Source organism: Bradyrhizobium sp. Pha-3, assembly GCF_042258325.1.
Lineage (GTDB): Bacteria > Pseudomonadota > Alphaproteobacteria > Rhizobiales > Xanthobacteraceae > Bradyrhizobium > Bradyrhizobium elkanii.
In genome coordinates, this window is the sequence record NZ_CP170151.1 from 2643842 (window position 1) to 2668866 (window position 25025).

Sequence of the window (25025 nt, forward strand, 5' to 3'; positions counted from 1 at the left end):
ATGAGACGGCTTCATTCGCCCGGAACGAGGTGGCCGACCGGCTGCCGCGCCAGCCGCCGGTGCCTGCGACGGGACAGATAAAGCAGCAGGCCGGTCACGGCAAACAGCGGCATCATGGCGGCGGCCAGCATGAAGGCGAGCTTGCCGAGCCATCCCAGGATGGCGCCGCGGTGGATGTCGAGCACGCTGGCGAGGACGCGTTCGCCAAACGTCTTGTCGGCGTAGCGATCCGATGAGATGACGCGGCCAGTGAGGGCATCGATGCGGAATTCGTCACGCACGGCCTCGCGCGACGAGTCCCGCGACCATGACCGCACGCGCACGGCCGTGCCCGCGCCGGCCGGCAGGGTCAGGAGGGCCCTTCCGTAACCGTTGTTCTCCTGCTGCAGGAACGCCGACCAGACGCGATCGAAGGCAAGCGGCTTTGCCTCGGCCTTCGCTTCAGTCTTGGCTTCAGTCTTGCTCTCGGCAGCCGCGCCGCCGCGCGGCGGCTTGGACTGCATCGCGGCGGCCGTGGCCTGAGGCCGCGCGAACAGCCAGTTGGCGCCGGCCTTGTACCATTCGAACGAATACCACAGGCCGGTCAGCGTCATCACCAGATAGACCGGCAGCACCCAGGTCCCGATCACGGCGTGCAGCGAGCGATGCAGGCCGCGGCCGCGCAGTCTGAGATTCGGCTTCAGCCACATCTTCACGCTGCGCGCACGACGCGGCCAGCGCAGCACGAGGCCGGTGATCAGCATCACGATCAGGCAGATCGCGGCTGACCCGGTGATCTTGCGCCCGATGCCGTTGCCGTCGCCCGGCAACAGCAGCCAGCGATGCAGCTTGCGGACGGTTGCGAAAAAGTCCTCGCCGCGCGGCGAGCCGAGCACGTGTCCATCATAGGGGTCGACATAGACCGAGGACGGCCGCGTGCCGCCTTCGCTGCGAGCGAAACGGATGCGGGCCGCGGCCGATGGATCGCTGACCATCGTCACGGCCGAGACCTTGCCGAAATCGCCCGCCGCTGCCAGCCGCGCGATCAACTCGTCCGGCGTGAGCCGCCGGGCCGCGCTGGCCTCGACGCGCATCATCTGACTGTTCAGGCTGGCCTCGATCTCGTCCTCAAAGGCCATCGTCGCGCCGGTGAGGCCGACCACGGCCCACAGCAGCGCCAGCCCAAGGCCGACCAGGGAATGGACCTGAAGCAGTGCAGCCTTGATCGGGCGCCAAACGTCACTCATCAGAATTTCACCGTCGCCGAGAGCGAGAAGCGCCGCGCGTCGCCCATCGCGACCGTCAGGATGCTGTTGGCTGAAGGGTAGTAGACCGTGTCGAACAAGTTCTTGACGTTGAACTGGTAGATGACCGGGAACGACTGGACCTTGGTCTCGTAGGTCGCAAACACGTCCGCGACCGTGTAGGCTGGCAGCACGAAGCTGTTCGCGGCATCGCCAGGTCGGTTGCCGACATAGCGCGCGCCGCCGCCGAGCCGCAGTCGGCCGGGCAGGGCGGTGCCGAAATCATAGACGAGGTAGAGCGATGCGGTGTTCAGCGCGACGTTCTGCAGGGCGTTGCCGGCGAGCGTCGGGTCCTCGGTTACGCGTGCGTCGGTATAGCCATAGCTGCCGATCATGCTCCAGCTGTCAGTCAGCCTGCCGGTGACGTCGAGTTCGACGCCGCGCGAGCGAACCTTGCCTGCCGTACGGTACTCGACGGTGCCAGTCGTGGAGTTAAGCTGCGAAACCAGCACGTTCTTCTTGTCGATGTCGTAGAGCGCAAGCGTGCCGGATATCCGTTTGTTGAAGTCGAACTTGACGCCGGTCTCCCACTGGGTGCCCTCTTCGGGCGCGATGTTGGAGCCGATCACGCCGCCGCCGGTGAGCGGCGCGATGGTCGAGGTCGGCTTCAGCGATTGCGTGTAGCTCGCATAGAGCGAGACCTGGTCGGTGAGCTTGAAGATGGCGCCGCCGAGCGGCAACACCTTGTCGGCCGAGACATTGGTATTGGTGACGAACGGGCGGCCCTTGCCGGCGAGCTGGTCGTAATCCATGTAGCGCACACCGCCGACCAGCGCGAAGCGCTCGGTCAGATGCAGCGTGTCCTGGAAGAACAGCGACCACTGGCCGAGCTTGTCGGTCTGGGCGCTGTCAGCGGCGGACACCGTCGTCCCCGGCGTGATCAGACCATAGACCGGATTGTAGAAGTTGAAGCTCGGGGTCGCCTGCCGGATCAGGTTGTCGCGATAGATCGTGCGGTACTGGCCGTCGCCGCCGAACAGCACTTCGTTGCGCATATCGCCGAGCCAGACATTGCCCTGCAAATAGGAGGTGCCGTAGCTGGCATTGCTGAGCGAGCCCCACGTGCCGTCATTGCTGCGGGTCTCGACGCCGGTCTTGGCGTTGACGCCGGTGATGCGGAGCTGGTTGGCGCTGAAGGTTTCGGTGTTGTAGCTGTAGGCCGCGAACAGCTTCCAGTCCCGGTTCAACCGGTGCTCGACCGACGCCTGCATCAGGTCGGAGGTTCCCCACATGTTGTTGAATGGCTCGTCGAGCCGGCGCGTCGCCGGGATCGCCAGCGGCGCCTTGGTCACGGAATCGAATGCGGTACCGCGGTCGAACGGCGTGATGAATTCGCGGTGCTCGTAGTTGAGCTGGACGGTGGTGTTCTCGCCGTACCAGGCCAGCGACGGCGCGACCAGCATTTCGCGATGGCGCCCGAAATTGCGCCAGTAGTCCTCGCTCACGCCATAACCGATGAAGCGATAGGCGAGTCCGCGATCGCCGATCGGGCCGGTGATATCGATGGTGCCGTCGGCTCCGGTCCTGGAGTTGGCGTAAGTCGAGCCGAGCAGGGTCACCGAACCATGCTGATAGAGCTCGGGGCGCTTGCTGATCGTGTTGACGATGCCGCCGGGATCCATGATGCCATAAAGCAGCGACGCCGGGCCCTTCAGCACCTCGACGCTTTCGACCGCGGCGTTGAGGCTGCGGCCCTGCACCAGCGGCATGCCGTTGCGCATGATCGAGCCGTCGCGGTTGTCGCCGAAGCCACGGCGCATCACCGCATCCTGGGTGCCGGCCAGCGTATTGGCCTGGGTGACGCCGCTGACATTGGCCAGCGCGTCATCGAGGTTGCGCGGCAGCTGATCCTTCAGCACCTGCTCGGGCACGACGTTCACCGTCTGCGACGTGTCGAGCGGCGAGGCGCCGCTCCGCAGCGTGGTTGAGCTTGGCATCGCGCGATAGTGGAGCTTGGCCTCGTTGAGCACCGCGGCGGCAGCTGCTGCGCGCTCCGACGGTGTCGGCGGCGCCGGTTGGGCATTCCGGCTGCGCTGCCGTGCCGTGGCGGCCGCCTGCGTTCGCTGCGCCGGCTTTGCCGCGGCGGCGGCCGGCTTGCGCTTCTGCGTCGGCTGGTCGACCGAAACAGGCGGCAACGGGACGCTCGATTGGGCGTTTGCCGGCGTTGCCGCGGAGGCGACATCGGCGAGCAGGAATGCTGCGCCGATCAGCAGATGGGGGCGGCCCTTGTCGGCGGCATTTCGACGGTCGCCGACAACCCGGCCACCAGCATTCACAGGCACTCTTGGACTTCCGATTCACGCGCACTTGGTCACGCCGCCTCTAGCAGTCGGCGCGCGCGAAAAGAACCGGAGCAAACTTGAATCTCTCTAACCGGAATGGATTTGAATCGTTCTAAGACGCGACAGGGCCCGCGCGTGTGCGCGAGCCCTGAACCCCGTAACTTGCTTGTCGCGTCTGCGCGTCAAATGGCCGTGCGATCGTTGCCCGAGGCTGTAGCCGTCGTCCTGTCACATCTCAGGTGTATGGTTCGCCGTATGCCGCGCGATGTCCTCACGACATCGCCAGGCTGACCGGTGCAGAGCCGACCATTCCCGTGCTGACGCCGTCGCGGGCCATCGATTCGATCGTACCCCAGTTCTCGCGAAAGATCCGCGCCGCCTCGTTGGCGCTTTCCGCCTGGATCGTCAGACTGCACGCACGTCTCGTGCCGTTGCTGGCGAGCTGGAAGTACAGAACATATCCAGACGATTCCGCACTCCGTGCGGCCAGCGGTGCCTGCTGCATGTAGGTTTTCCCCAAAGTGTTTTTGTTGCGCCACCCGCAGGCAGGATTTGACAGGGATGCGGCACAGTCGTGGTCGCGATCGGGCTAAGCTGAACGTTTGTTCATTTTGTTTGCCGGTGTTGCCAGGATTCAACAGCGGGTGGAACTTGCTGTAGCTCGTCACTGCAACTAAGCGGCGATCGCGGCATCAGCTCAACCGTCGTGGCGTCTACGCGTCGCCTTCTGGATGGACCATCAGCGTCTCTTGGATCGCGGTGGCGAGCATCGCGCCGTCACGGTCGTGGACGCGCGCGATCGACAGTCCGCGGCCGCCATCGGCGCAGGGGCTGTCGGTTTCGACATGCATCCAGGCGTCCGGCGAAAATGTGCGATGAAACCAGATGCAATGGTTGAGGCTCGACAGATAGAGCGGAGCACGCGCCTGCAAGGCGTCGAGATGGCCGCCGACGCTGGAGAAGTTGAGCCACCAGTCTGAGAGATAGGCGAACACCGCGGCCTGGGCGCGGGAAGCAGCGGTGAGCGGCTGCCTGGATCTGATCCAGAAGCGCAGGCGCGGCTCTGCCGTCGCGGCCGAGAGCTGACGTTCGATCTCGGGGATGCGGAAATCCATGCTGGGCTTGATGTGCTGGGAATAAGGACCGAGCGGTCGCAACTGCGCCATCAGGGCGTCGGGGATCATGCTCAGATCGGGCAGGCTTTCGGGATCCTCCGATCGTGCGAACGGCACCGCGTGCCGCGGGCCCGGCTGCGGCGCGCAGAATGTGGCCTGCGCGCTCAGGACCGTGCGCCCGTTGCCCTGGCTGCCCACGACGTGGCGTGAGGAGAACCGCTTACCGTCCTGCAGGACCTGCGCGTCGAACGTGATGCGGCGGCCGGGATCGGCACCGCGCAGGAACAGGAGCTGCAGCATCGCGGCGGGACGATCTTCGGGCGCGCTGAGGGTCGCGGCCATCATCGCCTGGCCAAGGATCTGGCCGCCATAGGACCGGCCATTGAGATTGCCGTCGCCGAAGCGGCTGCGATAGCGGAGCGGGGCGATGGTCTCGAGCGAGACCAGCGCCTCGGCTGCCTGATTGTCCCATGGATCGCACGCGGATTCGCTGGCTTCCGCGACGCGCTTGCCTTGCCCGTCCATTCCGATCACATCGCCGGGAATTTCTGTGGTCCGGGATAGAGCGAATAGCCGGCGGCGACACCGTATTCGCTGATGCCAAATCCGGTCTCGTTGCCGCTCTCGAGCCGGACGACATGATCCGACAACGTGCGTGCGATGGCGCGCGTCGCCGCATCGTCGAGGTTCCAGATGTCGTGCCCGGCATGGTTCTCGCCGCGGTCATCGCCATGGGTCCAGCCTTGCAGGCCGCCATACATGCCGGCCTTGAGATAGAACCGGGTCGGTAGCCCATGCATCCTGACGCGGCGCGGCTCGCCGCGATCGAATGTGAAGGTGAAGTCGGCCGACGCGATGGTCTGACCGAGCGGATCGTCAGCCCACTCGATCTTGTGCTCCAGCGAGGTCACCTCGCGATGCGACACCGATCCGTCGGCTTCGCGGCGGAACTCGGTGCCCGAGAGGTAATGCGGCTTGCCCGGCGTGCGCTCCTTGATGAAGATCGACAGCGCCGACTCCGGGAACTGGAACATCGACCAGGTCCAGAAGAAATTGCGATGGGTCGCGACCGGCGGCCTGGTCTCGTCGGTGCGCATCTCGGATCGCAGGCCCCAGGAGCGGTCGCGCTGCCCCCACCACAGCTCGGGCTCGATCTCGTAACGCTTGCCGTCGGCGACGATCCAGCCGCGCCAGCGGCCGAATTGCGAGACGCGCGCGAGGTCTTCCTCGACGACACCGTTGCGCTCGCGAAAATTCTGCTTCTCCTGCGCCGCCGGAAAGCTCGCCTTGAATTCGAGCGCGAAGCTGATGCCGGACGGATTGTCGGCGAGCGAGATCCTATGCAGGCCCATGCCCTCGACGATCTCGATTCTGAGCCCGCCGACTTCCGTGTCCAGCGGGCGCGCGCCGAGCCGGCGCGAGGCGCGGAAATTGTGCTGGCGGCGGCCGATGGTGATGCCGGCAAAGCCGTCCATGACGTTCTGGTTCGGGTAATAGCCGAGCCCGATGTCGATCAGCAGTTCGCTGCCGTCGATCGGATGCGCGGTGTACCAGTAGCGCTCGGTGAACCTGACATCGCCGCCGCCTGCCTTGGCAAACGGTTGCGGCGTCTGGTGGCCGATGAGATCGTCCTGGGCTGTCAGCATTGTTCTTGTCCCTGTGTTTGAGCCGTTCGGTCGGATGGGTGGCGCGGGATCAGTCCTTGGCCGGGCCGGCGCCCACGATGTCGCCGAACAGCACCCAGGTCGAGCCGTCGAAGCGGGCGAAACGGCGCTCGGTGATCGCTGCGTAGTCCTGCGGCGTGGTCTGGATCGTGATGCCCGGGAGCAGCATCGGTAGCTCGATGCCGCTGAGGTTGGTGGCCTGCTTCAGCACGTTCTCGCGCGTGAGATTGTCGCCGCAGCGCTGCAGGATGATGGCGCCGAGCTGGGCCGTGGTGTAGCCGGTCACCGCGATCACGTCGTTCGGGTCCATCCCCGGCATATATTTAGCGGCGAAGGCGAGATAGTCGGTCATGCCCTTGTCATTAGCCCAGGCCGGATCGTTCGGTGTCTTGTAGGAGGTCGTGGTCAGGATACCGGTCGAGGCCTCGATGCCCGCCGGCACCAGCACGCCGGCGATCGAATTCGCGGTCGAGCCGAGGAAGATCAGCGGCTTCCAGCCGAGCTCGTGGATCTTGCGGATCGCCATCGAGGCGAATTTGTTTTGCGCGGCGATCAGGATGGTATCGGCGCCTGATGCCTTCAGGTTCACGATCTGGGAATCGATCGTGGGCTCGGTCGACTGATACATCGCCTCCTTGACGATCATCGTGTCGGCCCTGGCGCCGAGCCCTTCCTTCAGGCCAAGCACAAAGTCCTTGCCGATGTCGTCGGCCTGCAGCAGCACGCCGATCCTGGCATCCGGCTTCTCGCGCAGCACGTAGCGCGCGATGATCCGGGACTCGTTGACGTAGGTCGGCGAGTAGGGCGTCGTCCAGGGGAACTGCTTGGGATCGTTCCAGCGCGTGCCGCCGCTCTGCACCAGCAGATGCGGAACGCTGTTGCTGTTGAGATATTTCTGGATCGCGGCGTTGGTCGGCGTGCCGAACGGCGCCATGATCGCGAGCACCTTGTCGTTCTCGACCAGCGCGCGCGTCACCTCGACGGTCTTGGGCGGGCTATAGGCGTCGTCGCGGGTCAGGAAGTTGATGTGGCGGCCATTGATGCCGCCTTTCTCGTTCAGCATCGTGAAATAGGCGAGCATGGTTTTCGGGAAGCTCGCATAGATCGATGCCGGTCCGCTGTAGGGCGCGTTGGCGCCGAGCAGGATCTCGCTGTCACTGACCCCGGGGCCATAGGCCTTCTGGGCGTTCGCTGTTCCGAGCGCGCCGGTGAGCGCGAACGCCCACACCGCAAGCGTGACGATTGGCTTCCGCATCTTCCCCTCCCATGACGCCCTCTTTTGCGGGGCTGGTTGATCCGGCGATGGAAGCCTTGAAAGGCTTTACCCTTCGCATCGGCTGTGTAATAATAGACCGTCTGTCCGGATTATCAACTGGAATCTCCGGGCGGCGTATCGGCTTCACGCGTGACGGAAACATCCGCGCGCGTGCGCGGCCGCATGGCGGTTGAGGAGGAAACATGAAGCTGACGCAGGCGCTGATCGCGGCGGTGCAGTTGCGCAAGGACGCACCCGGCACCATCCATGCCGGACGGTCGCGGAGTTGGAAGGAGATCGGCCGGCGCGTTGCCTGCGCCGCGGGCGGGTTGCGGCGGCTCGGCGTCGAGGCCGGCGACCGTGTCGCTATCCTCGCGCACAACAGCGATCTCTATATCGAGGCGCTCTATGCCATCGCCTGGGCCGGCGCGGTCGCGGTGCCGCTCAATACGCGCTGGGCGGTCGCCGAGAACGCCTATGCGATCGACGATTCCACGCCAAAACTGTTGCTGATCGACAAGGCCTTCGTCGAGATTGCATCCGCGCTGCGCGGCGCAAAATCACTCACCGCGATGGTCTATCTGGACGAGGGACCGGTCCCCGGCGGCATGCAGGGCTATGACGAGTTGGTTGCGCATGCGCCGATCGCGGATGCGTCCGGCGCCTACAACGATCTCGCGGGCATCTTCTACACCGGCGGCACCACGGGCTTTCCCAAGGGCGTGATGCTGTCGCATGCCAACATCATCTATGAATCGCTGGTCTGGATCTATGCGCTCCGGTTCCGCGAAGACACCCGGTATCTGCACTCGGCCGGCATGTTCCACCTGGCGGGCACCTCGCCGATGATCGCGCTGACCCTGGTCGGTGGCACGCACGTGACCATCGCGAAATTCGAGCCCGAGCTCGCGATGAAGACCATCGCCGAGCACAAGGTGGATTACTGCCTGTTCGTGCCGACCATGCTCAACATGATGCTTAATCATCCGTCCTTCGGCACGTATGATCTGAGCAGCGTGAGGGATTGCGAATATGGCGCGTCGCCGATGCCGGATGCGCTGCTGGTCAAGCTGATGCGCGTGCTGCCGAGCTGGCGGTTCCATCAGGGCTACGGCATGACCGAGAGCGCGGCGCTGGCGACGATCCTGCCTTGGGAGTACCACGCGCTGGAAGGGCCGCTGGCGGGCAAGCGCAAATCGGCGGGACGGGCGGCGCCCGGCGTCGAAATCCGCATCATCGACCCCGCGGGCAACGAAGTACCGCGCGGCACCGTCGGCGAGATCGCAATCCGCGGCGCCGGCGTGATGCTCGGATACTGGCGCAAGCCCGAGGAAAGCGCGCGCGTGCTGCGCAACGGATGGCTGCACACCGGCGACGGCGCCTGGATGGACGAGGACGGGTTTGTCTATATCGTCGACCGACTGAAGGACATGATCGTCTCGGGCGGCGAGAACGTCTATTCCGGCGAGGTGGAGAACGCCATCTTCCAGCACGAGCACGTCAAGGAATGCGCCGTTATCGCGGTGCCCGATCCGCAATGGGGCGAGGCGGTACATGCGATCGTCGTGCCGAAGGACGGCAGGAGTCTCGATTCCGAAATGGTGATCGCGCACTGCCGCACCTTGATCGCCGGTTACAAGTGCCCGCGTTCTGTCGATATCCGCCTCGAGCCATTGCCGCTGACCGGCTCCGGCAAGATCATGAAGTCGGCGCTGCGCGAGGAGAAGTGGCAAGGCTATACGAGGTCGGTCAATTGATGCCGGAGGCTGCGAAACGATCCGATCAAGATGTGCCGGAGCCTGTTCGCCCGGTCGTGGTCAATGACGACGCGGTGCGGCCAGCACTCGCGCGGCATTTGTCGCGGATATCCGGGAGCCGGACGGAGATTGTCGGCTTCGGTCGCAAATCATCGGGTTTCTCCTGGATCACCTATGCGTTCGTGGCCCGCACTGCGGCTGAAGGCGACCGCAAACTGATCCTGCGCGTCGGTCCACCGAGCGGGCTGTTTGCGCCTTACTCGGTGCTGCCCCAGGTTTATGCGCTGCAGTCGCTGGCCGGCAGCGGCGTACCGGTGCCGGCGTTGGTGTCATCAGAGCAGGATGGCGCCGAGATCGGCTTTCCTTTCTTCATCTGCGCGCATGTCGAGGGTGATGTTCCTGCGCCCTGGGCGGCGAGCGGGCTTGATGTCGACCACAAGCGCGAGATCGCCCGGCAATTCGTCGAGATCCTCGCGTCGCTGCACCGGATCGACCCAGGCGCGACACCATTCGCTTCGCTGCAGCAGGGCGGGGAACGCGCCGAGCTGCGTGCGATCGCCGGCTGGCGCGCCTCTCTCGCGCGTCCCACTGCGCGCTATTATCCGCTGCTCGATTGGGGTGGACGCTGGCTGCACGACAACTGCCCGCAGCCGCCCCGCCGAACCATCGTGCATGGCGACTACCGGATCGGGAACTTCATCGAGGAGAAGGGGCGGATCACCGCCATCCTTGATTGGGAGCTCACGCACCTCGGCGATCCCCACGAGGATCTGGCCTGGGCGATGATGCCGACCTTCAACGCCAGGAGCCGCAAGCTCTATGGCGTGCTCGAGCGCGCGGAGGTGATCGATCTCTATCAGCGTGCCTCCGGCATTGCGGTCTCGGACAAGAGCCTCGCCTTTTATGAGGCCTATGCGCTGTACCAGGCGGCCGCGATCCAGATGTGCGCGGTGCGCGCCTTCGAGGTCGATCGTTTCAACGACATGCGGCTCGCGGTGATGGCAAGCCAGATGCCCTCGATCGTGCGGGCCTTCGAGCGCGCATTGGAGGCCGCGGCATGAGTGCATCCTTCGAGCGGCTGATCGACGGCATCATCGATGCGCTGCAAAGCCATGTCGTGCCGAAGAGCAACGACGATTTCGTCCGCGGCCAGGTGTTCTCCGCGATCTACGCGCTGAACAGCATCAAGCTCGCAGCCGACTGGAAGGCCGCGCCGCTGCTCGGGCAGGTGCGCCTGCAGGACGATGCATTCGTGGCAGTCAAGCGATTGGCCGACGGCATGACGCATCCGGAGATTCCAGCGACGCCACGCGTCCGGGGCGACATGTCCGACGCTGCCGCGATCGAGGCGCTGCGCGACGATGGCGACCGTCGGCTCGGGCAGCTTCTGCTCTGGGCGACCGGCGAGGGCGCGCGTGTGGCCAATCGCAATGCCGCGACCGAGATCGAACGCCTGCTGCGGCAGGCGACCTGCGACCAGCTGAAGATCGAGCTCGCGACAACGCCGAAGTCGATGCTGCAGCAGATCGCAGGCGGCGAACGCGACGGTGGCGCGGCGCAGGACTGAGCCCGTCGCATCGCCGGCTACCCGGAATTGCATCTTTGCGCAGTGTTCCGGGATTCATTGGTAGCGCCGGGAAAGAAGCTTGCCGGCCCGCGGTGCCCGTGCTATTAATTCACCGAACGGTCGTTCGGATTATTATTGACCATCGATGAAAACGTCGGCGGCAGGCGATCGGTGAGGGAGACGGAACGATGAACATGATGACCGGCGCCTCGCCATGGGAACGGTTGATCCGGCCCGACCGGGTGCACGGATCGCTCTATACCGATCCCGAGATCTTCGAGGCCGAGCTCAAGAACATCTGGTACCGGACCTGGGTCTATGTCGGGCACGAGAGCGAGGTGCCGAACGCCAACGACTACGTCGTCAAGTCGATCGGCCCGCAATCCGTGATCATGACGCGCGACGAGCAGGGCAAGGTCAATCTGCTGCTCAATCGCTGCTCGCATCGCGGCAACCAGGTCTGCTCCTATGAGCGCGGCAATGCCCGCTCGTTCACCTGTCCGTTCCACTCCTGGACCTTCGCCAATGACGGCCGCCTGGTTGGTTATGCCTTCCCCGACGGTTATGAGGGGCAGGACAAGGCGCAGCTCGCGCTCGGGCGGGTGACGCGCGTCGAGTCTTACCGCGGCTTCGTGTTCGGTTCGTTCGCGGCCGATGGCCCGACGCTGAAGGAGTACCTCGGCGGCGCCGCCGAGACCATCGATCGCCTGGTGCGCACCTCGCCGGAGGGCGAGGTCGAGATCACGGCGGGCTTTCTCAAGCATCGCGTCAAGGCGAACTGGAAGTTCATCCTGGAGAACGAGTGCGACGGCTATCACCCGGCCTTCGTGCACACCTCGATCTTCGGCGTCGCCGACAGCATGATCGGCAAGCTCTATGGCGGCGCCTCGACCGCGCTGACGCGCGACTACGGCAACGGCCATACCGAGATCGATCTGCGGCCGGAATTTCGCAAGCGCGATGCGCCGATGAGCTGGTTCGGCACCAGCGAGGACCGGCTGCCGGACTACACCGCGCGGATGAAGGCCGCCCATGGCGACACCGCGGCGCGTGAGATCATGATCGACGGCACGCCGCATGTGATGATCTTCCCGAACCTGTTCATCGCCGAGATCCAGATGTTCGTGATCCAGCCGCTCGGCGTCGACGACAGCGTGCAGCACGTCACCGCGCTGCAATTCAAGGGCGCGCCCGATCTGAACCGAAGGCTGCGCCAGCAGACCATGGGCTCGGTCGGCCCGGCCGGCTTCCTGCTGGCGGATGATTCTGAAATGTACGAGCGCTGCCATCGCGGCGTGCTGGCGCGCAATCCGGAATGGATATTCCTCGGCCGCGGCGAGAAGCGCGAGCGGCAGGATGAGCTCGGCTTCACGGTCGGTCACGTCACCGACGAGGTGCCGTCGCGCGGCATCTGGACGCACTATCGCAAGCTGATGGAGCCGAACTGATGCTGTCGCGCGAGAGCAGCGCCACGTTGATGAGCGCCATCACCGCCTTCCTCTATCGCGAGGCGCGGTTGCAGGACGAGCATCAATACGAGGCCTGGGAAAAGCTCTGGACAGACGACGGCGTCTATTGGGTGCCGGCCAACGGCGCCGATATCGATCCGGAACGGCAGATGTCGATCATCTACGACAATCGCTCGCGGATCGCGCTGCGCGTCCGGCAGCTGATGACCGGCAAGCACTTCACCCAGACGCCGCAGTCGAACCTGCGCCGGCTGATCTCCAACATCGAATTGATGGACGAGCAGCCTGATGACGGAGACATCGCGGTCGCCAGCAACAGTCTCATTTTCGAGTCGAGCCTGCGCGACGATACGCTGTGGGCGGCGCGCAATGAATACCGGCTGCGCCATGTCGATGGCGAACTGCGGATGGCCGCCAAGAAGGTCATCCTCGTCAACAACGACAAGGCGATCTACACGCTCTCATTCCTGGTTTGACATGAATCTGCATCGCACAGAGACGGGCACTCCGCTTCACCTCTCCCCGCGCGCGGGGAGAGGTCGGAACGCATCGCGAGATGCGTTCCGGGTGAGGGGGAGTCTCCGCAGACGCAGCTACTACCGTACACGCGGAGACGGCCCCTCACCCCAACCCTCTCCCCGTAAGAACGGGGAGAGGGAGCGCACCGTCACTATTCGACTCTGTCCGACCTCGTTCTAAGAAAGGTCTCGCCATGATCGATAACGGCCCCGTCCTGCTCGACATCACCGACGGCATCGCGCGGCTGCGGCTCAACCGCCCTGATGCTGCCAACGGCATGAGCGTTGAGCTGCTCCACGCGCTGTGCGACGCCATCATGGTCTGTCATGGTCATCCGGATCTGCGCGTCGTGCTGCTGAGCGGCGAGGGCACCAACTTCTGCGCCGGCGGCGATGTCCGCGCCTTTGCCGCCAAGGGCGAGAAGCTGCCGGACTATATCCGGCAGGCCACCGCCTATCTGCAGAATGCTGTGACCGGATTGCTGCGGCTGGAGGCGCCGGTGATATCATCGGTGCAGGGCTTTGCGGCGGGCGGCGGCGGCTTCGGCCTGGTCTGCGCTTCCGACATCGTGATCGCGGCGGAATCGGCAAAATTCCTCGCTGGCGCGACGCGGGTGGCGATGGCGCCGGATGCCGGCGTCTCCGTCACGCTGTCGCGGCTGGTCGGCCTGCGGCGGGCGATGTCGATCCTGCTGACCAATCCGGTAATCCCGGCGGCCGAAGCGTTGCAGATGGGCATCGTCACCAAGGTCGTGCCCGATGCCGAGCTTGCCGAGGCATCGCTCGCGCTGGCCCGCGAGCTTGCGGCCGGCGCGCCGAAGGCGCTGGCGGCGACCAAGCGGCTGGTCTGGGCCGGCACCGGGACCAGCATCGAGCAGTGCCTGTCGGAAGAGGCGCGCACCGTCGCCGAACTCTCGGGGATGGCCGATGCACGCGAAGGCCTCGCCGCGGTGATCGAGCGGCGCCAGCCTGTATTCACGGGGCGCTGAGGTGGCGACCTTGCCATTCGGACGTCTCGATGGCCGCCGCGCCTTCGTCTCCGGCGGCGCGCGCGGCATCGGTGCTGCGATCGCGCGCAGCTTTGCCGGCGCGGGTGCGAGGGTCGTGATCGCCGATCTCGATGTCGCCGCGGCCTCGGAGTTGGCGCGCGAGACCGGCGCCGGCGTCGCCGGGCTCGACGTCAGCGATGCGACCGCGGTGCAAACGGTGATGGCGCAGGACGGCCCATTCGACATTGTCATCAACAATGCCGGCGTCGATCAGCACGCTTTCTTCACCGATACCACGGCGGAGGATTGGGCGCGGCTGATCGCGGTCAATCTCACCTCGGTGTTGGCCTGCACCCACGCCGCGCTGCCGGCGATGCAGGCGGCGCGCTTTGGCCGCATCATCAACGTCACCTCGGAGGCCGCACGGCTCGGCTCCAAGGGTGGCGCGGTGTATTCCGCGGCCAAGGGCGGCGTGATCTCGTTCACCCGGAGCATCGCGCGGGAAAATGCACGCTATGGCATTACCGCGAACGCGATCGCGCCGGGACCGATCCGCACGCCGATGCTGGAGCAGGCCGTGGCAAAGGGCGGCGACGGGATCCTGCAGGCGATGACCGGTGCAACGCTGCTCGGCCGCCTCGGCGAGCCGGAGGAGGTCGCGGCTGCCGCGCTGTTCCTGGCTTCCGACCAGGCCGCCTATATCATCGGCGAGACGCTCGGCGTTTCCGGCGGCATGGGCATCGGCGGCTGAAATGGGCAGCGCGGACGACGATATCGCAATCACGCCGGTCGATCGCGCGATCGAGCGTTTGCGCGCGATCTATCGCGGCTGGACTCGCGATACATCGGTGGCGCAGATGCGCGACGACTGGGACGCCGCCTTTGCCGGCTGCTCGGTGCCGGTGACGTGCCAGCCGGTCTCGACCGGCGAGGTCGACGGCGAATGGCTCGTGCCGACAGACGCGCCTCGCGACAAGGCGATCCTCTATTTTCACGGGGGCGGTTTCCGCATCGGCTCGGTCGCGTCGCATCGCGACCTGGCCGCACGGATTGCTGACGCATCCGGCTGCCAAGTGCTTTCGATCAACTATCGCCTGGCGCCGGAGCACCGGTTTCCGGCGGCGCTCGATGACGCAGTCGCTGCCTATCACTTTCTACGCGATCAGGGCCTGCGTCCTGCCGATATTGCCTTCGCCGGGGACTCCGCCGGTGGCAATCTCGTGCTCGCTGCGATGCTGGCGGCGCGCGACCGCGGCCTGCCGCTCCCTGCCGCCGGCGCGCTGATGTCACCCTGGACCGATCTCACCGCGAGCGGCGCGAGCTATCAGAGCCGGGCCGCGGCCGATCCGATCCACCAGCGCGCGATGATCCTGGCGCTGGCGAAGAATTATCTCGGCAAGGACGGCGATGTCAGCGATCCCTTCGCCTCGCCGCTTTTTGCCGATCTCACCGGTCTGCCGCCGCTGCTGGTGCAGGTCGGCGACCGTGAGACCGTGCGCGACGATGCGACGGAACTGGCCGCACGGGCGAAGGCTGCCGGAGTCGACGTCGCGCTGCAGGTTTGGGACGGCATGATCCACGTGTTCCAGATGTTCCCGGAGATTCCGCCGGCGCGAGAGGCGATCGCATCGCTGGCAGCTTTTTTGCGCAACCATCTTCACATCGGCCATGAGAGAGCGCCACAATGAACGTCATGACCTCGGATCCGCGCCAGCTCACTGAGACCGAATTCCATTTCCCGGAGCCGCCCAATCTGCCCGAGGAGCTGCGCATGCTGCGCGAGCAGGTCCGCCGCTTCGTCCAGAAGGAAGTGGTGCCGCATGCCGAGGCGTGGGAGCGCGACGGCAAGATCCCGCGCGAGATCTATCGCCGCATGGGCGCGCTCGGCTTCCTCGGCATGCGCCACGCCGCCGAATATGGCGGCACCGACATGGGGCCGCTGGCCTCGATGGTGTTCGCCGAGGAGCTGGGGCGCTCCAGCTTCGGCGGCTTCACCTCGTCGATCCTCGTGCATACCGACATGTCAGCGGTGCACATCTCCTTGCGCGGCACGCTGGAACAGAAGCAGAAATATTTGCCGGCGATCATCCGCGGCGAGACGGTCTGCTCGATCGCGGTGACCGAGCCCGATGCGGGCTCCGACGTTGCAGGCTTGAAGACGCGCGCGCGGCGCGACGGCGATGTCTGGGTGATCAACGGCGCAAAGATGTTCATCACCAACGCGGTCTATGGCGACCTCCTGATCGTCGCCGCGCGGACCGATCCGCATGCCAAGGGCAGCCGCGGCATCTCGCTGTTCATCGTCGAGCGCAACACGCCGGGCATTTCGGCAACCAAACTCGACAAGCACGGCTGGCTCTGCTCGGACACCGCCGAACTCGCGTTCCAGGACGTGCGCGTGCCGGCGGAGAACCTGCTCGGCGAGGAGAACAAGGGCTTCTATGGCATCATGGAGACCTTCCAGAACGAGCGCATCTGCATCGGCGGCATCTGCGCGGGCGAATCCGCCAAAGCGATCGAGCTGACGGCGAATTACGTGAAGACGCGACAGGCGTTCGGCGGCCCGCTCTGGAATCAGCAGGGCGTGCGGCTGAAGCTCGCCCAGCTTGCGGCGAAGGCCGCGGCGGCGCGGGCGCTGGCCTATCAGGCCGCCGAGCTCGCGGCGGCCGGGCAGGATTGCCTGCGTGAGGTCTCGATGGTGAAGGCGCTGTCGCCCGAGGTGCTGCACGAGGTCGTGCATGGCTGCCTGCAACTGCACGGCGGCTCAGGCTTCATGCGCGGCACCCCGATCGAGCGCATGGTGCGCGACGCCCGGGTGCTGACGATCGGCGGCGGTGCCACCGAGGTGATGCTGGAAGAAGTGGCGAAGCGGATGTGAACGCCTCGCCTGGAGCGGAAGCTGTCGACGCAGCCTTTATCCGCTCTTGCGATCGGTGTCCTGGAGAGTGCGCGCGTGCGCAAGCGGGCTTGAATTCTTGTGATCTCCGGCTATGTGATTGCGGCAGGGACTGGAGACGGCAATGACATGCAGCCGGATAAGGCCAGCGCGCGTCGACGAGGCCGAGGAACTGACCCGGATCGCGGTGCGCGCGACGATGCGCAGTGGTTATGACGACGCGGCCGTCGCTCGGTTCATGCCGGGACTGAAGGTTAATCCTGCGCTGATCGCGGCCGGACTGGTCCTTGTGGCCGAGGACGAGCAGGGCAGTCAGCGAGGCTACACGGCCTTGAGACCTACGGGCATGGGCGGCCTCATTCTGCTCGAAGGCATTTTTGTCGATCCGACATGCGCGCGGAGCGGCTTTGGTACGCGGCTTTTCGAGACCGCAGTACAACTGTCGAGAAAGATGGCAGGAAGTGTCATCCTGATTTATTCGAGCCCACGCGCAGTGGAATTCTACGACCGTCTCGGCGCCATCAAGATCGGCATGACGCCCTTCGTATTTTCGCCCGAGATTCAATTGTCCATGTTCGCGTTTACGATACCTGCCTCTTAGCTTGAAGGCCGGACCTGGCCGACCGTTTGCGACATGATCCCCGGCTTCAGCCGCCAGTCCTCGCCGAAATCCGCGAGCGGATGGAAGAACAGCGGCTCGGTGGTCTCGATCTGCCGCAGCCGCTCGGCGTAGTCGTTGAGATAGCGGTGCCGTGTGGCCTCGTCGACGAAATTCACCGAATACGACACAAACGGCGGCAGCACCTTGCAGCCGGCATAGGCGAGCATGCCGTTCTGGATCGGCCACAGCACCACATCGAGTGCGCCGACCAGCCCGTCGGGCGCGCACATGCCGGGATAGGCGGCGGTCGAGGTCACGACCATGGCGCGGCGGCCGTTGAGGCCGCCGGTGTCGTAGCGGCGGCCGCTGCCGTAAATTGCGCCGTTGACGAACACGCGGTCGATCCAGCCTTTCATGATGGCGGGGACGGAGAACCACCACAGCGGAAATTGCAGGATCAAGAGGTCGCACCACAACAGCTTCTCGATCTCGGCGGCGATATCGCCGCTGAGCGCCCCGTGCTGCAGATTGTATTTCTGCTCGCGGTCATATTGCAGCCGATCGGGAAACCGCCGCGCGCCAAAGTCTCCGGCAGTCGCCACCGGGTTGAAGCGCATGGCGTAGAGATCGGAGATCCTGACCGCGTGTCCGAGCGCGGTCAGCTCCGCCACCGACCGCGCCAGCAGTGCGGCGTTGAACGACTGCGCTTCCTGATGAGCAAAGACGATCAGGACCTTCATCTGTTCACCGATTTGAAGCTCGACGTTGCCGCGACGGCGCTCTGCTCCCTCTCCCGCTTGCGGGGGAGGGCTGGGGTGGGGGTATCGCCACAAAGGACACTCTTTGCGTGGAGAGAGCCCCCACCCGTATCGCATCTCCGATGCGATACGACCTCCCCCGCATGCGGGAGAGGTAGAATGAGGTTGCGGAAGCTACTCACTGCACCGGCTTGAAGCTGAGCGTCGCGGCGTCGGCCTGCATGACCTGCAGCTTCTGGTTGGAGAAGCGGACGCCGGGCCCGAAGCTGATCGACGCCATCACGCCGGTCTCGACGTTCCTGGTCTTCTCCAGCTCCGAGATGGTGCAGGCCCAGGTCGGCTGCTTGCCGCAGCGCTCGATCGCCGCGATCAACACCTTCGCGGCTGCATAGCCGGTCATGGTGTAGCGGTTGATGCCCTTGAACTCGGCCTCCGACACCAGCGACTTGGCCTTCTCGAGGAAGGCCTTGCCCGCCTCGCCCGCGAACGGCTCGACATAGTCGACCGCGTAGATGCCGTCGCCGGCCGGGCCCATCAGCTTCAGCACCGGCTCGATGCGGCCGGGCCAGAAGATGCCGGTCACCGGCTTTATGTTCAATTTCTCGAGCTCCTTTGTCATCGCGATGTTCTCGGCGATGATACCGCCGGCCAGGAACACCTCGGCGCCGGAATCCTTCAGCTGCAGCATGTCGGACGAGAAGTCCTGCTGGCCCTTCTTGTAGTTGCCGCTATAGACGACGTTCAGCTTCTTGGCCTTGACCACGGAATCGAAGCCGTCGCGCACGGTGATGCCGTAATCGTCGTCCTGGGTAATCAGGCCCCATTTCTTGCCGGGGTTCCTGTCGACGAGGAAGTTGACGAGGTGGATGATGCCTTCCTCGTAGGATTGGCCGACCACGAACACGTTCCTGCGCGGCGGCTCCCACAGGAATTTGACCGGCGCGACGTCGATCACGGTCGGGATGCCGGATTTCTCCAGCACCGGCATCACGGCGATCGACTGGCCCGAGCCGGAGATGCCGAGCACCGCAAAGACCTTGTCGACGTCGATCACCTTCTTGACGCCCTGGATGGTGCGCGCGGTGACGTAGCCGTCGTCCTCCAGCACATATCTGATCTTGCGGCCGTTGATGCCGCCGGCGGCATTGGCTTCCGCGATCGCGATCTTGTGGCCGATCGAGGCGGCGACGCCGAGCAGCGCCGGCGGGCCGGTCAGCGGCTCGACGTCGCCGATCAGGATCTCGCTGTCGGTGATCCCGGGATCGGCGGCAGTCGCCGGGCTGACCGCAAGGCAGGCCGTGGTGAGCAGCAGCGCGGCCGCCGCCAGGTGTTTGATCATTGTCTCCTCCTCATGGTGTTGCGTTTTTTTGTTAGTAGCGCAGCGGCCAGTGCACCCAGGCCCGCCTGATGTCGTGCCAGGCGCCGACCAGCCCCCTCGGCTGGAAGCGCAGGAACAGGATGATGACGAGGCCGTAGAGCATGCTCTTCAGCTCCTGCGCGCCGGTCGTGAAGGTCGCGTCCATCTGTGCGCTGAACAGGCTGAAGACGATCCGTGTCGCCTCCGGCAGCAGCACGATCAGGATGGTGCCGAGCACCGCGCCGAGCGCCGAGCCGAGCCCGCCGACGATCAGGATCGCCAGCGCCTCGATCGAGAGCAGGAACGGAAAGCCCTCGACGCTGACGAAGGAGAGGTAGATGCCGTACAGCGCGCCGGCGATGCCGGTGATGAACGCCGAGGTGATGAAGGCGAACAGCTTGTAGGCATGCAGGTTGATGCCCATGACGCGCGCCGCGGTGTCGTTGTCCCTGATCGCGACGAAGGCGCGGCCGACCCGGCTGCGGCGGATGTTGAGGGTGGCGAACAGCGTCAGCCCCGCGATGCCGAGGCAGAGATAGGTGAAGGCGGCATCGCTGTCGAAGCTGATGCCGAAGATCTCCGGCCGCTGCACCTGAATGCCGCGCGCGCCGTTGGTGAGCCAGCGCATCTCCAGGATCACGGTGTTGATGATGAAGGAGAAGGCGAGCGTGGTGATGGCGAGGTAAAGTCCCTTGAGCCGCAGCGACGGCGCGCCGACGATCAGGCTCGCCAGCGCCGGCACCACGCCGGCGCCGAGGAAGCCGACCGGCGGCGGCATGTGGTACTTCGAGACCAGCACCGCGTAGGCATAGGCGCCGGTGACGAGGAAACCGACATGGCCGAGCGAGATCAGACCGGTGTAGCCGGTCAGGATGTTGAGCCCGAGCGCGCCGGTGACCGTGATCAGGATGATCATCAGGAACGACAGGGCGTAGGAATTCAGAACGTAAGGCGCTGCGATCAGCGCCAGCAGCAACACGGCCGACCATAGCCACACCGGCGGGGAATCGATCAGCGCAACCAGTTCGCCGTAGCTCTGCTTGTAATCGCCGGTGCGCATCACACCCTCTCGATGTCGCGTTCGCCGAAGATGCCGAACGGGCGGATCATCAGCACGATGATGATCATGGCAAAGCCCGCGACCTCCTTCATGCCGGAGCCGATATAGCCGCCGGCCAGGTTTTCGGTGATGCCGATCAGGAGGCCGCCGAGGCCGGAGCCGAGCACGGCGTCGAGGCCGCCCAGGATGGTGGCCGGAAACGCCTTCAGCCCGAGCTGGAACATCGCCGGCGATAGATCATAAGACAGCGCGAAGAACACGCCGCCGATGCCGGCGATCACGGAGGAGGCGGCCCAGGCCAGCGCATGAACTCTTGTTGCGCTGATGCCCATCAGCAGCGCGGTGCGATCGTCGGCCGCGACCGCGCGCATCGCAACCCCGACCTTGCTGTAGCGGAAGAACGCCCAGATCGCGGCAAGCAGCAGAAGCAGCGTCGCGATCACGGCAAGCTGCCCGGTGCGCACGCCGATGCCGCCGAGATGCACGATGCCGCGGCCCATGCCGATATCGAGGCCATGCGGATAGGCATCCCAGATGAAGTTGATGGCGGAGCGCAGGATCACCGCGAGCCCGATCGTCACCATCACGGTCGCGAATACCGGCTCGCCCAGCATCGGCCGCATCACGAGGCGCTCGATGATCAGCCCGAGCAGGACAGCGGCGAGAATCGCGCCCACCGCGACGACGAACACATTGCCGCTGACCGTGGTCGAAATCGTCCAGGCGATGTAAGCCGTGATCATGGTCATTTCGCCCTGCGCGAAATTGACCAGCCCGGTCGACTTGTAGATCACTGCGAAACCCATCGCGATCAGGCCGTAGATCGCGCCGATCGCGAGCCCCGAGATCAGCAGCTGGATGAGATACTGCATTCAGCCCTCCGCCCGGTAGATGATCGCGAGCTCGCGCGCGAACTTCTTCTCGATCATGGCGCGGCGTACCTTCTGCGTGGCGGTCAATTCGCCGTCGTCATGGTCGAGCTCCTTTTCCAGGATGGCGAACCGCCTGATGTTCTCGACCCGGGCGAACCGCTTGTTGGTCTCGTTGACGACGCGCTCGACCAGCTCATTCACTTCGGGAAGCTGCGACAGCGATTTGTAGTTGGTGTAGGCGAGCGCCCGGTCGCGCGCCCAGCGGCCGACATTGTCGTAGTCGACCTGGATGATGGCGCCGAGATACTTCTTGGCCTCGCCGACTACGATCGCTTCCTTGATGAACTCGGAATCCTTCAGCGCGTTCTCGATCTCCGACGGCGCGATGTTCTTGCCGCCGGCGGTGATGATGATCGCCTTCTTGCGGTCGACCACGGCGATCTCGCCATTGTCGAGGACATCGATGATGTCGCCGGTGCGCAGCCAGCCGCCGGGCTCCAGCGAGGCGGTCGAGGCGTTCTCGTCGAGGAAGTAGCCCTTGAAGACGCCCGGGTTCCGCAGCAGGATCTCGCCGTCGGTATCACACTTCCATTCGGTCTGCGGCAGCGGCACGCCGCAGCCGCCGATCCGGTGATGGCTCTCAGTCTGGATGAAGGCGACGCCGCCGCTTTCGGTGAGCCCATAGCCCTGCGACACCGGGCGGCCGATGATCTCGAAGAAGCGCAGCGTCTCCGGCGAGATCGAGGCGCCGGCGCAGAGCCGGTGCCGGCTGTGGGCGAAGCCGAGATGGCGCTGCAAATTGCGGAACATCAGGAGATAGAGCACCCCATAAGCCACGCGATCGAGCCAGTTGTCGTCGCCGACCTGCCGGCGGTCGGACAGCGTGCGGCCCCAGGCGAGACAGGCCCTGGTGAAGCTCTGGCGCAGGCGACCGCTCTCGCCGAGGCGGAACAGAAAGCCCTGCTGCAGCTTCTCGTAGATGCGGGGAACGCCGACGAAGAAGGTCGGTGCGATCTCGCGGATGTTGATTGCGACCGTGTCGATCGATTCGGCAAAGGACACGGTGCCGCCGAGCACGAGATGGGTCACTGTGCCGTAGCAGCGCTCGGCGACGTGGCACAGCGGCAGATAGCTCACCGCCTCGAACGGCTTGTCGGCGATCCCGACGGTCCTGGCATAGGCATAGGCGGCATAGACGAGATTGCGATGGGTCAGCATCGCGCCCTTGGGCGGACCTGTCGTGCCTGAGGTGTAGACGAGGATGCAGACGTCGTCGGGCGCGCCCTGGCTGATCAGGCGGTCGAGCGTGGCGTCGGCCTCCGGGTTCTGCTGCGCGTAGGCCCTGCCGCGCTCGCACAATGCGGCGAACGACATCAGCTCCGATTGCCGGTAATGCCGCAGGCCCTTCATGTCGATGCAGACGATGGCCTCGAGGTCCGGCAGGCCGCCATTGCCCGCCATCGCATCCAGGGCCTTGTCGGTCTGCTCCTGGTCGCCGGTGACGACGATGCGGGCACCCGAATGCTTGACGATATATTGCAGCTCGACCCAGGGGTTGGTCGGATAGATGCCGACCGCGACCGCGCCGATCATCTGCGTACCGAGATCAGCATAAAACCATTCCGGCGTGTTCTCTCCGGCGATGGCGATCCGGTCGCCCGGCTTGATGCCGAGCGACAGCAGGCCAAGCGCCACCGCGCGCGCGGTGTCGTAATAGTGGTGCCAGGAATAGGGATTCCAGATGCCGTAGTCCTTCTCGCGCAGCGCCAGCGCCTCGCCGTGCATGGCGGCGCGCTGCCGCAGCAATTGCGGGATGGTGATGGCGGCATCCGCAAGCGCGGTTTGGAACGCGTCGGCGCCGGTCGCCGGCGGGTTGCGCGGCGCGCTCGCCTGCAGCGGCGGATGAGCGGTGCGCAGGCTGTCCAGCGTCGACATCACGCGCCTGCCTTTGTCATCGCTTCAGTGCGCTGGCCGCCGAGATAGGCCTCCGCGACTGCCGGATCGCGCCTGATCTCACCAGGTGTGCCTTCGGCGATCTTGCGGCCGAAATTCAGCACATGGACGCGGTCGGAGATGTCCATCACGATGCGCATCTCGTGCTCGATCATCACGACGGTGATGCCGAGTTCGTCGCGGATGTCGAGCACGAAGCGTGCGATGTCCTCGGTCTCCTCCTGATTCATGCCGGAGACCATCTCGTCCAACAGCAATAGCTTCGGCTCGCAGGCGAGCGCGCGGGCGAGCTCGACGCGCTTTTGCTGGCCGTAGGACAGCGTGCCAACCACGGCGTCCCTGATATGCTCGATCTCGAGAAATTCGATGATGTGCTCGACGCGCTGCCGTGCCGCGATCTCTTCCTTGCGGGTACGCCCGTAAAACCACACCGCATCGAGCACGGTCGAGCGCAGATGGGTGTGACGGCCGGTCAGGATGTTCTCGACCACGGTGCCGTGCTTGAACAGCGCGAGATTCTGGAAGGTGCGGCCGATACCGACCGCGGCGAATTTCCACGGCGAGATCGTCGAGAGGTCGATGCCGTCGAAGCTGATGCGGCCGCCACTCGGCCGCAGCACGCCCGAGATCATGTTGAACAGCGTGGTCTTGCCGGCGCCGTTCGGACCGATCACGCTGCAGATCTCGCCGGGCGCGACGCGCAGGCTGACATCGGCGACCGCCTGCAGGCCGCCGAAGCGCTTTGACAAGTTCTCGACCGTGAGCAGCGCGGTCACGACAGCCACCGCTTGCGGCGCTTGTAGTGCTTGACGTCGCGCAGGCTCTTGCGGCCGGTGGAGGAGACGCCGAGATAGAATTCCTGGACGTCCTCGTTGGCGGTGAGCCTCGCTGCCGTGCCGTCGAGCACGACGCGGCCGGTCTCCAGGATGTAGCCGTAGTCGGCGATATCGAGTGCGCGCTGCGCGTTCTGCTCGACCAGCAGCACCGTCATCTTCAGTTCGTCGCGCAGCCGGACGATCACCTCGTAGATGCGGTCGATGATCAGCGGCGCGAGGCCGAGCGACGGCTCGTCGAGCGCCAGCAGCACGGGATCGGTCATCAACGCGCGGCCGATCGCGAGCATCTGCTGCTCGCCGCCGGACATGTAGCCGGCGATCTGATCGCGCCGCTCATATAGCCGCGGAAACAGCGCGAACACCTTGTCGCGGCGCTCGCGCGCCTCGGCGCTGGTCCTGGTGTAGCCGCCCATTTGCAGGTTCTCGTCGATGGTGAGTGCCGCGAACACGCGACGGCCCTCCGGCACCTGCACGATGCCGCGGCGGACCAGCTCGTCCGGCGCAAGGCGATGCACCTCGTCATTGCGGAAGCGGATGCTGCCGTTCTCGATCACGCCTTCCTCGGTATAGAGGATGCCGGACATCGCCTTCAGCAGCGTCGACTTGCCGGCGCCGTTGGAGCCGAGCAGGGCGACGATGCTGCCCTCAGGCACCGCGATCGAGACGTCGCGGATCGCCTCGATCGCATTGTCGTAGACGATCCGGATGTTGCGGAAGTCGAGCAGGCAATCCTGCGCCGGCATGGCCTCTGGCGCTGCTTGCGGCATCGGATGCGGGATGGTCGTCGGCATCG

At 65.2% G+C, this 25025-nt stretch carries 23 protein-coding genes; 10 read left to right on the plus strand and 13 right to left on the minus strand.

All coding sequences use genetic code 11. The features are described 5' to 3' along the window. Positions 1-11: 11 nt before the first annotated feature. The 6 genes from ACE10X_RS12350 to ACE10X_RS12375 form a co-directional block, all read right to left on the minus strand. Positions 12-1226, minus strand: coding sequence for a PepSY-associated TM helix domain-containing protein (locus ACE10X_RS12350; protein ID WP_375764195.1), 1215 nt, complete (start codon positions 1224-1226; stop codon positions 12-14). Then, complete coding sequence (locus ACE10X_RS12355) at positions 1226-3559, minus strand: TonB-dependent siderophore receptor (protein WP_038387416.1); 2334 nt, start codon at positions 3557-3559, stop codon at positions 1226-1228. Before ACE10X_RS12355 ends, ACE10X_RS12350 begins: the two co-directional genes overlap by 1 nt. A 277-nt stretch (positions 3560-3836) precedes the next feature. Then, on the minus strand, positions 3837-4070 hold the full coding sequence (locus ACE10X_RS12360) for a hypothetical protein (RefSeq protein WP_028339610.1): 234 nt from the start codon (positions 4068-4070) through the stop codon (positions 3837-3839). Positions 4071-4278: 208 nt separating this feature from the next. Continuing rightward, positions 4279-5205 carry an acyl-CoA thioesterase II gene (locus ACE10X_RS12365; protein ID WP_051003207.1) on the minus strand — a complete coding sequence of 309 codons (927 nt, stop codon included), beginning with the start codon at positions 5203-5205 and terminating at the stop codon, positions 4279-4281. Positions 5206-5210: 5 nt separating this feature from the next. Continuing rightward, a complete protein-coding gene (locus ACE10X_RS12370; RefSeq protein ID WP_375764196.1) occupies positions 5211-6326 on the minus strand; it encodes a hypothetical protein in 1116 nt (371 codons plus the stop codon). 49 nt (positions 6327-6375) lie between these two features. Continuing rightward, complete coding sequence (locus tag ACE10X_RS12375) at positions 6376-7599, minus strand: ABC transporter substrate-binding protein (protein WP_038387414.1); 1224 nt, start codon at positions 7597-7599, stop codon at positions 6376-6378. A 203-nt stretch (positions 7600-7802) separates the two neighbouring features. Here ACE10X_RS12375 and ACE10X_RS12380 point away from each other — a divergent pair, with 203 nt between their 5' ends. From ACE10X_RS12380 to ACE10X_RS12425, 10 genes are all read left to right on the plus strand, one after another. Further along, entirely contained in the window at positions 7803-9356 is a 1554-nt protein-coding gene (locus ACE10X_RS12380) for a long-chain fatty acid--CoA ligase (RefSeq protein WP_038387413.1), read from the plus strand. Positions 9357-9388: 32 nt separating this feature from the next. After that, positions 9389-10417, plus strand: coding sequence for a phosphotransferase family protein (locus ACE10X_RS12385; protein WP_157788101.1), 1029 nt, complete (start codon positions 9389-9391; stop codon positions 10415-10417). After that, entirely contained in the window at positions 10414-10923 is a 510-nt protein-coding gene (locus ACE10X_RS12390; RefSeq protein WP_038387411.1) for a hypothetical protein, read from the plus strand. Before ACE10X_RS12385 ends, ACE10X_RS12390 begins: the two co-directional genes overlap by 4 nt. Positions 10924-11111: 188 nt before the next feature. Then, complete coding sequence (locus ACE10X_RS12395) at positions 11112-12371, plus strand: Rieske 2Fe-2S domain-containing protein (RefSeq protein WP_038387410.1); 1260 nt, start codon at positions 11112-11114, stop codon at positions 12369-12371. After that, complete coding sequence (locus tag ACE10X_RS12400; RefSeq protein ID WP_038387409.1) at positions 12371-12868, plus strand: aromatic-ring-hydroxylating dioxygenase subunit beta; 498 nt, start codon at positions 12371-12373, stop codon at positions 12866-12868. Before ACE10X_RS12395 ends, ACE10X_RS12400 begins: the two co-directional genes overlap by 1 nt. A gap of 236 nt (positions 12869-13104) precedes the next feature. Continuing rightward, positions 13105-13899 carry an enoyl-CoA hydratase/isomerase family protein gene (locus tag ACE10X_RS12405; protein ID WP_038387408.1) on the plus strand — a complete coding sequence of 265 codons (795 nt, stop codon included), beginning with the start codon at positions 13105-13107 and terminating at the stop codon, positions 13897-13899. Position 13900: 1 nt separating this feature from the next. Next, positions 13901-14650 carry an SDR family NAD(P)-dependent oxidoreductase gene (locus tag ACE10X_RS12410; protein ID WP_375764197.1) on the plus strand — a complete coding sequence of 250 codons (750 nt, stop codon included), beginning with the start codon at positions 13901-13903 and terminating at the stop codon, positions 14648-14650. A gap of 1 nt (position 14651) precedes the next feature. Beyond that, a complete protein-coding gene (locus ACE10X_RS12415) occupies positions 14652-15587 on the plus strand; it encodes an alpha/beta hydrolase (protein ID WP_375764198.1) in 936 nt (311 codons plus the stop codon). Further along, positions 15584-16777: an acyl-CoA dehydrogenase family protein gene (locus tag ACE10X_RS12420; protein ID WP_080583518.1), complete on the plus strand. Its 1194-nt coding sequence runs from the start codon at positions 15584-15586 to the stop codon at positions 16775-16777. Before ACE10X_RS12415 ends, ACE10X_RS12420 begins: the two co-directional genes overlap by 4 nt. Before the next feature lie 142 nt (positions 16778-16919). Continuing rightward, positions 16920-17396, plus strand: a complete 477-nt coding sequence (locus ACE10X_RS12425) for a GNAT family N-acetyltransferase (RefSeq protein ID WP_038387404.1) — start codon at positions 16920-16922, stop codon at positions 17394-17396. Here ACE10X_RS12425 and ACE10X_RS12430 read toward each other — a convergent pair. From ACE10X_RS12430 to ACE10X_RS12460, 7 genes are all read right to left on the minus strand, one after another. Next, entirely contained in the window at positions 17393-18136 is a 744-nt protein-coding gene (locus ACE10X_RS12430) for an NAD(P)H-dependent oxidoreductase (RefSeq protein WP_304556608.1), read from the minus strand. The genes ACE10X_RS12425 and ACE10X_RS12430 overlap by 4 nt on opposite strands. A 196-nt stretch (positions 18137-18332) precedes the next feature. Then, positions 18333-19493 (minus strand): ABC transporter substrate-binding protein, encoded by a 1161-nt coding sequence (locus tag ACE10X_RS12435; protein ID WP_038387397.1) that lies wholly within the window; start codon positions 19491-19493, stop codon positions 18333-18335. 31 nt (positions 19494-19524) lie between these two features. Further along, the gene (locus ACE10X_RS12440) at positions 19525-20571 is read right to left on the minus strand and encodes a branched-chain amino acid ABC transporter permease (protein WP_038387396.1); all 1047 of its coding nucleotides are present in this window, start codon (positions 20569-20571) and stop codon (positions 19525-19527) included. After that, the gene (locus tag ACE10X_RS12445) at positions 20571-21443 is read right to left on the minus strand and encodes a branched-chain amino acid ABC transporter permease (RefSeq protein ID WP_038387395.1); all 873 of its coding nucleotides are present in this window, start codon (positions 21441-21443) and stop codon (positions 20571-20573) included. Before ACE10X_RS12445 ends, ACE10X_RS12440 begins: the two co-directional genes overlap by 1 nt. Continuing rightward, a complete protein-coding gene (locus ACE10X_RS12450) occupies positions 21444-23378 on the minus strand; it encodes a long-chain fatty acid--CoA ligase (RefSeq protein ID WP_051003206.1) in 1935 nt (644 codons plus the stop codon). After that, positions 23378-24172 carry an ABC transporter ATP-binding protein gene (locus ACE10X_RS12455; protein ID WP_038387401.1) on the minus strand — a complete coding sequence of 265 codons (795 nt, stop codon included), beginning with the start codon at positions 24170-24172 and terminating at the stop codon, positions 23378-23380. Before ACE10X_RS12455 ends, ACE10X_RS12450 begins: the two co-directional genes overlap by 1 nt. Next, on the minus strand, positions 24169-25023 hold the full coding sequence (locus tag ACE10X_RS12460; RefSeq protein WP_038387394.1) for an ABC transporter ATP-binding protein: 855 nt from the start codon (positions 25021-25023) through the stop codon (positions 24169-24171). The genes ACE10X_RS12455 and ACE10X_RS12460 overlap by 4 nt, the downstream gene beginning before the upstream one ends. Positions 25024-25025 lie beyond the last annotated feature (2 nt).

What these genes read in the sequence shown, in the direction of transcription:
- ACE10X_RS12350 (WP_375764195.1), bottom strand. Translation starts at nt 1,226, where the DNA reads ATGAGTGACGTTTGGCGCCCGATCAAGGCTGCACTGCTTCAGGTCCAT.
- ACE10X_RS12360 (WP_028339610.1), bottom strand. Translation starts at nt 4,070, where the DNA reads ATGCAGCAGGCACCGCTGGCCGCACGGAGTGCGGAATCGTCTGGATAT.
- ACE10X_RS12365 (WP_051003207.1), bottom strand. Translation starts at nt 5,205, where the DNA reads ATGGACGGGCAAGGCAAGCGCGTCGCGGAAGCCAGCGAATCCGCGTGC.
- ACE10X_RS12370 (WP_375764196.1), bottom strand. Translation starts at nt 6,326, where the DNA reads ATGCTGACAGCCCAGGACGATCTCATCGGCCACCAGACGCCGCAACCG.
- ACE10X_RS12375 (WP_038387414.1), bottom strand. Translation starts at nt 7,599, where the DNA reads ATGCGGAAGCCAATCGTCACGCTTGCGGTGTGGGCGTTCGCGCTCACC.
- ACE10X_RS12380 (WP_038387413.1), top strand. Translation starts at nt 7,803, where the DNA reads ATGAAGCTGACGCAGGCGCTGATCGCGGCGGTGCAGTTGCGCAAGGAC.
- ACE10X_RS12390 (WP_038387411.1), top strand. Translation starts at nt 10,414, where the DNA reads ATGAGTGCATCCTTCGAGCGGCTGATCGACGGCATCATCGATGCGCTG.
- ACE10X_RS12395 (WP_038387410.1), top strand. Translation starts at nt 11,112, where the DNA reads ATGAACATGATGACCGGCGCCTCGCCATGGGAACGGTTGATCCGGCCC.
- ACE10X_RS12400 (WP_038387409.1), top strand. Translation starts at nt 12,371, where the DNA reads ATGCTGTCGCGCGAGAGCAGCGCCACGTTGATGAGCGCCATCACCGCC.
- ACE10X_RS12405 (WP_038387408.1), top strand. Translation starts at nt 13,105, where the DNA reads ATGATCGATAACGGCCCCGTCCTGCTCGACATCACCGACGGCATCGCG.
- ACE10X_RS12415 (WP_375764198.1), top strand. Translation starts at nt 14,652, where the DNA reads ATGGGCAGCGCGGACGACGATATCGCAATCACGCCGGTCGATCGCGCG.
- ACE10X_RS12420 (WP_080583518.1), top strand. Translation starts at nt 15,584, where the DNA reads ATGAACGTCATGACCTCGGATCCGCGCCAGCTCACTGAGACCGAATTC.
- ACE10X_RS12425 (WP_038387404.1), top strand. Translation starts at nt 16,920, where the DNA reads ATGACATGCAGCCGGATAAGGCCAGCGCGCGTCGACGAGGCCGAGGAA.
- ACE10X_RS12430 (WP_304556608.1), bottom strand. Translation starts at nt 18,136, where the DNA reads ATGAAGGTCCTGATCGTCTTTGCTCATCAGGAAGCGCAGTCGTTCAAC.
- ACE10X_RS12435 (WP_038387397.1), bottom strand. Translation starts at nt 19,493, where the DNA reads ATGATCAAACACCTGGCGGCGGCCGCGCTGCTGCTCACCACGGCCTGC.
- ACE10X_RS12440 (WP_038387396.1), bottom strand. Translation starts at nt 20,571, where the DNA reads ATGCGCACCGGCGATTACAAGCAGAGCTACGGCGAACTGGTTGCGCTG.
- ACE10X_RS12445 (WP_038387395.1), bottom strand. Translation starts at nt 21,443, where the DNA reads ATGCAGTATCTCATCCAGCTGCTGATCTCGGGGCTCGCGATCGGCGCG.
- ACE10X_RS12450 (WP_051003206.1), bottom strand. Translation starts at nt 23,378, where the DNA reads ATGTCGACGCTGGACAGCCTGCGCACCGCTCATCCGCCGCTGCAGGCG.
- ACE10X_RS12460 (WP_038387394.1), bottom strand. Translation starts at nt 25,023, where the DNA reads ATGCCGACGACCATCCCGCATCCGATGCCGCAAGCAGCGCCAGAGGCC.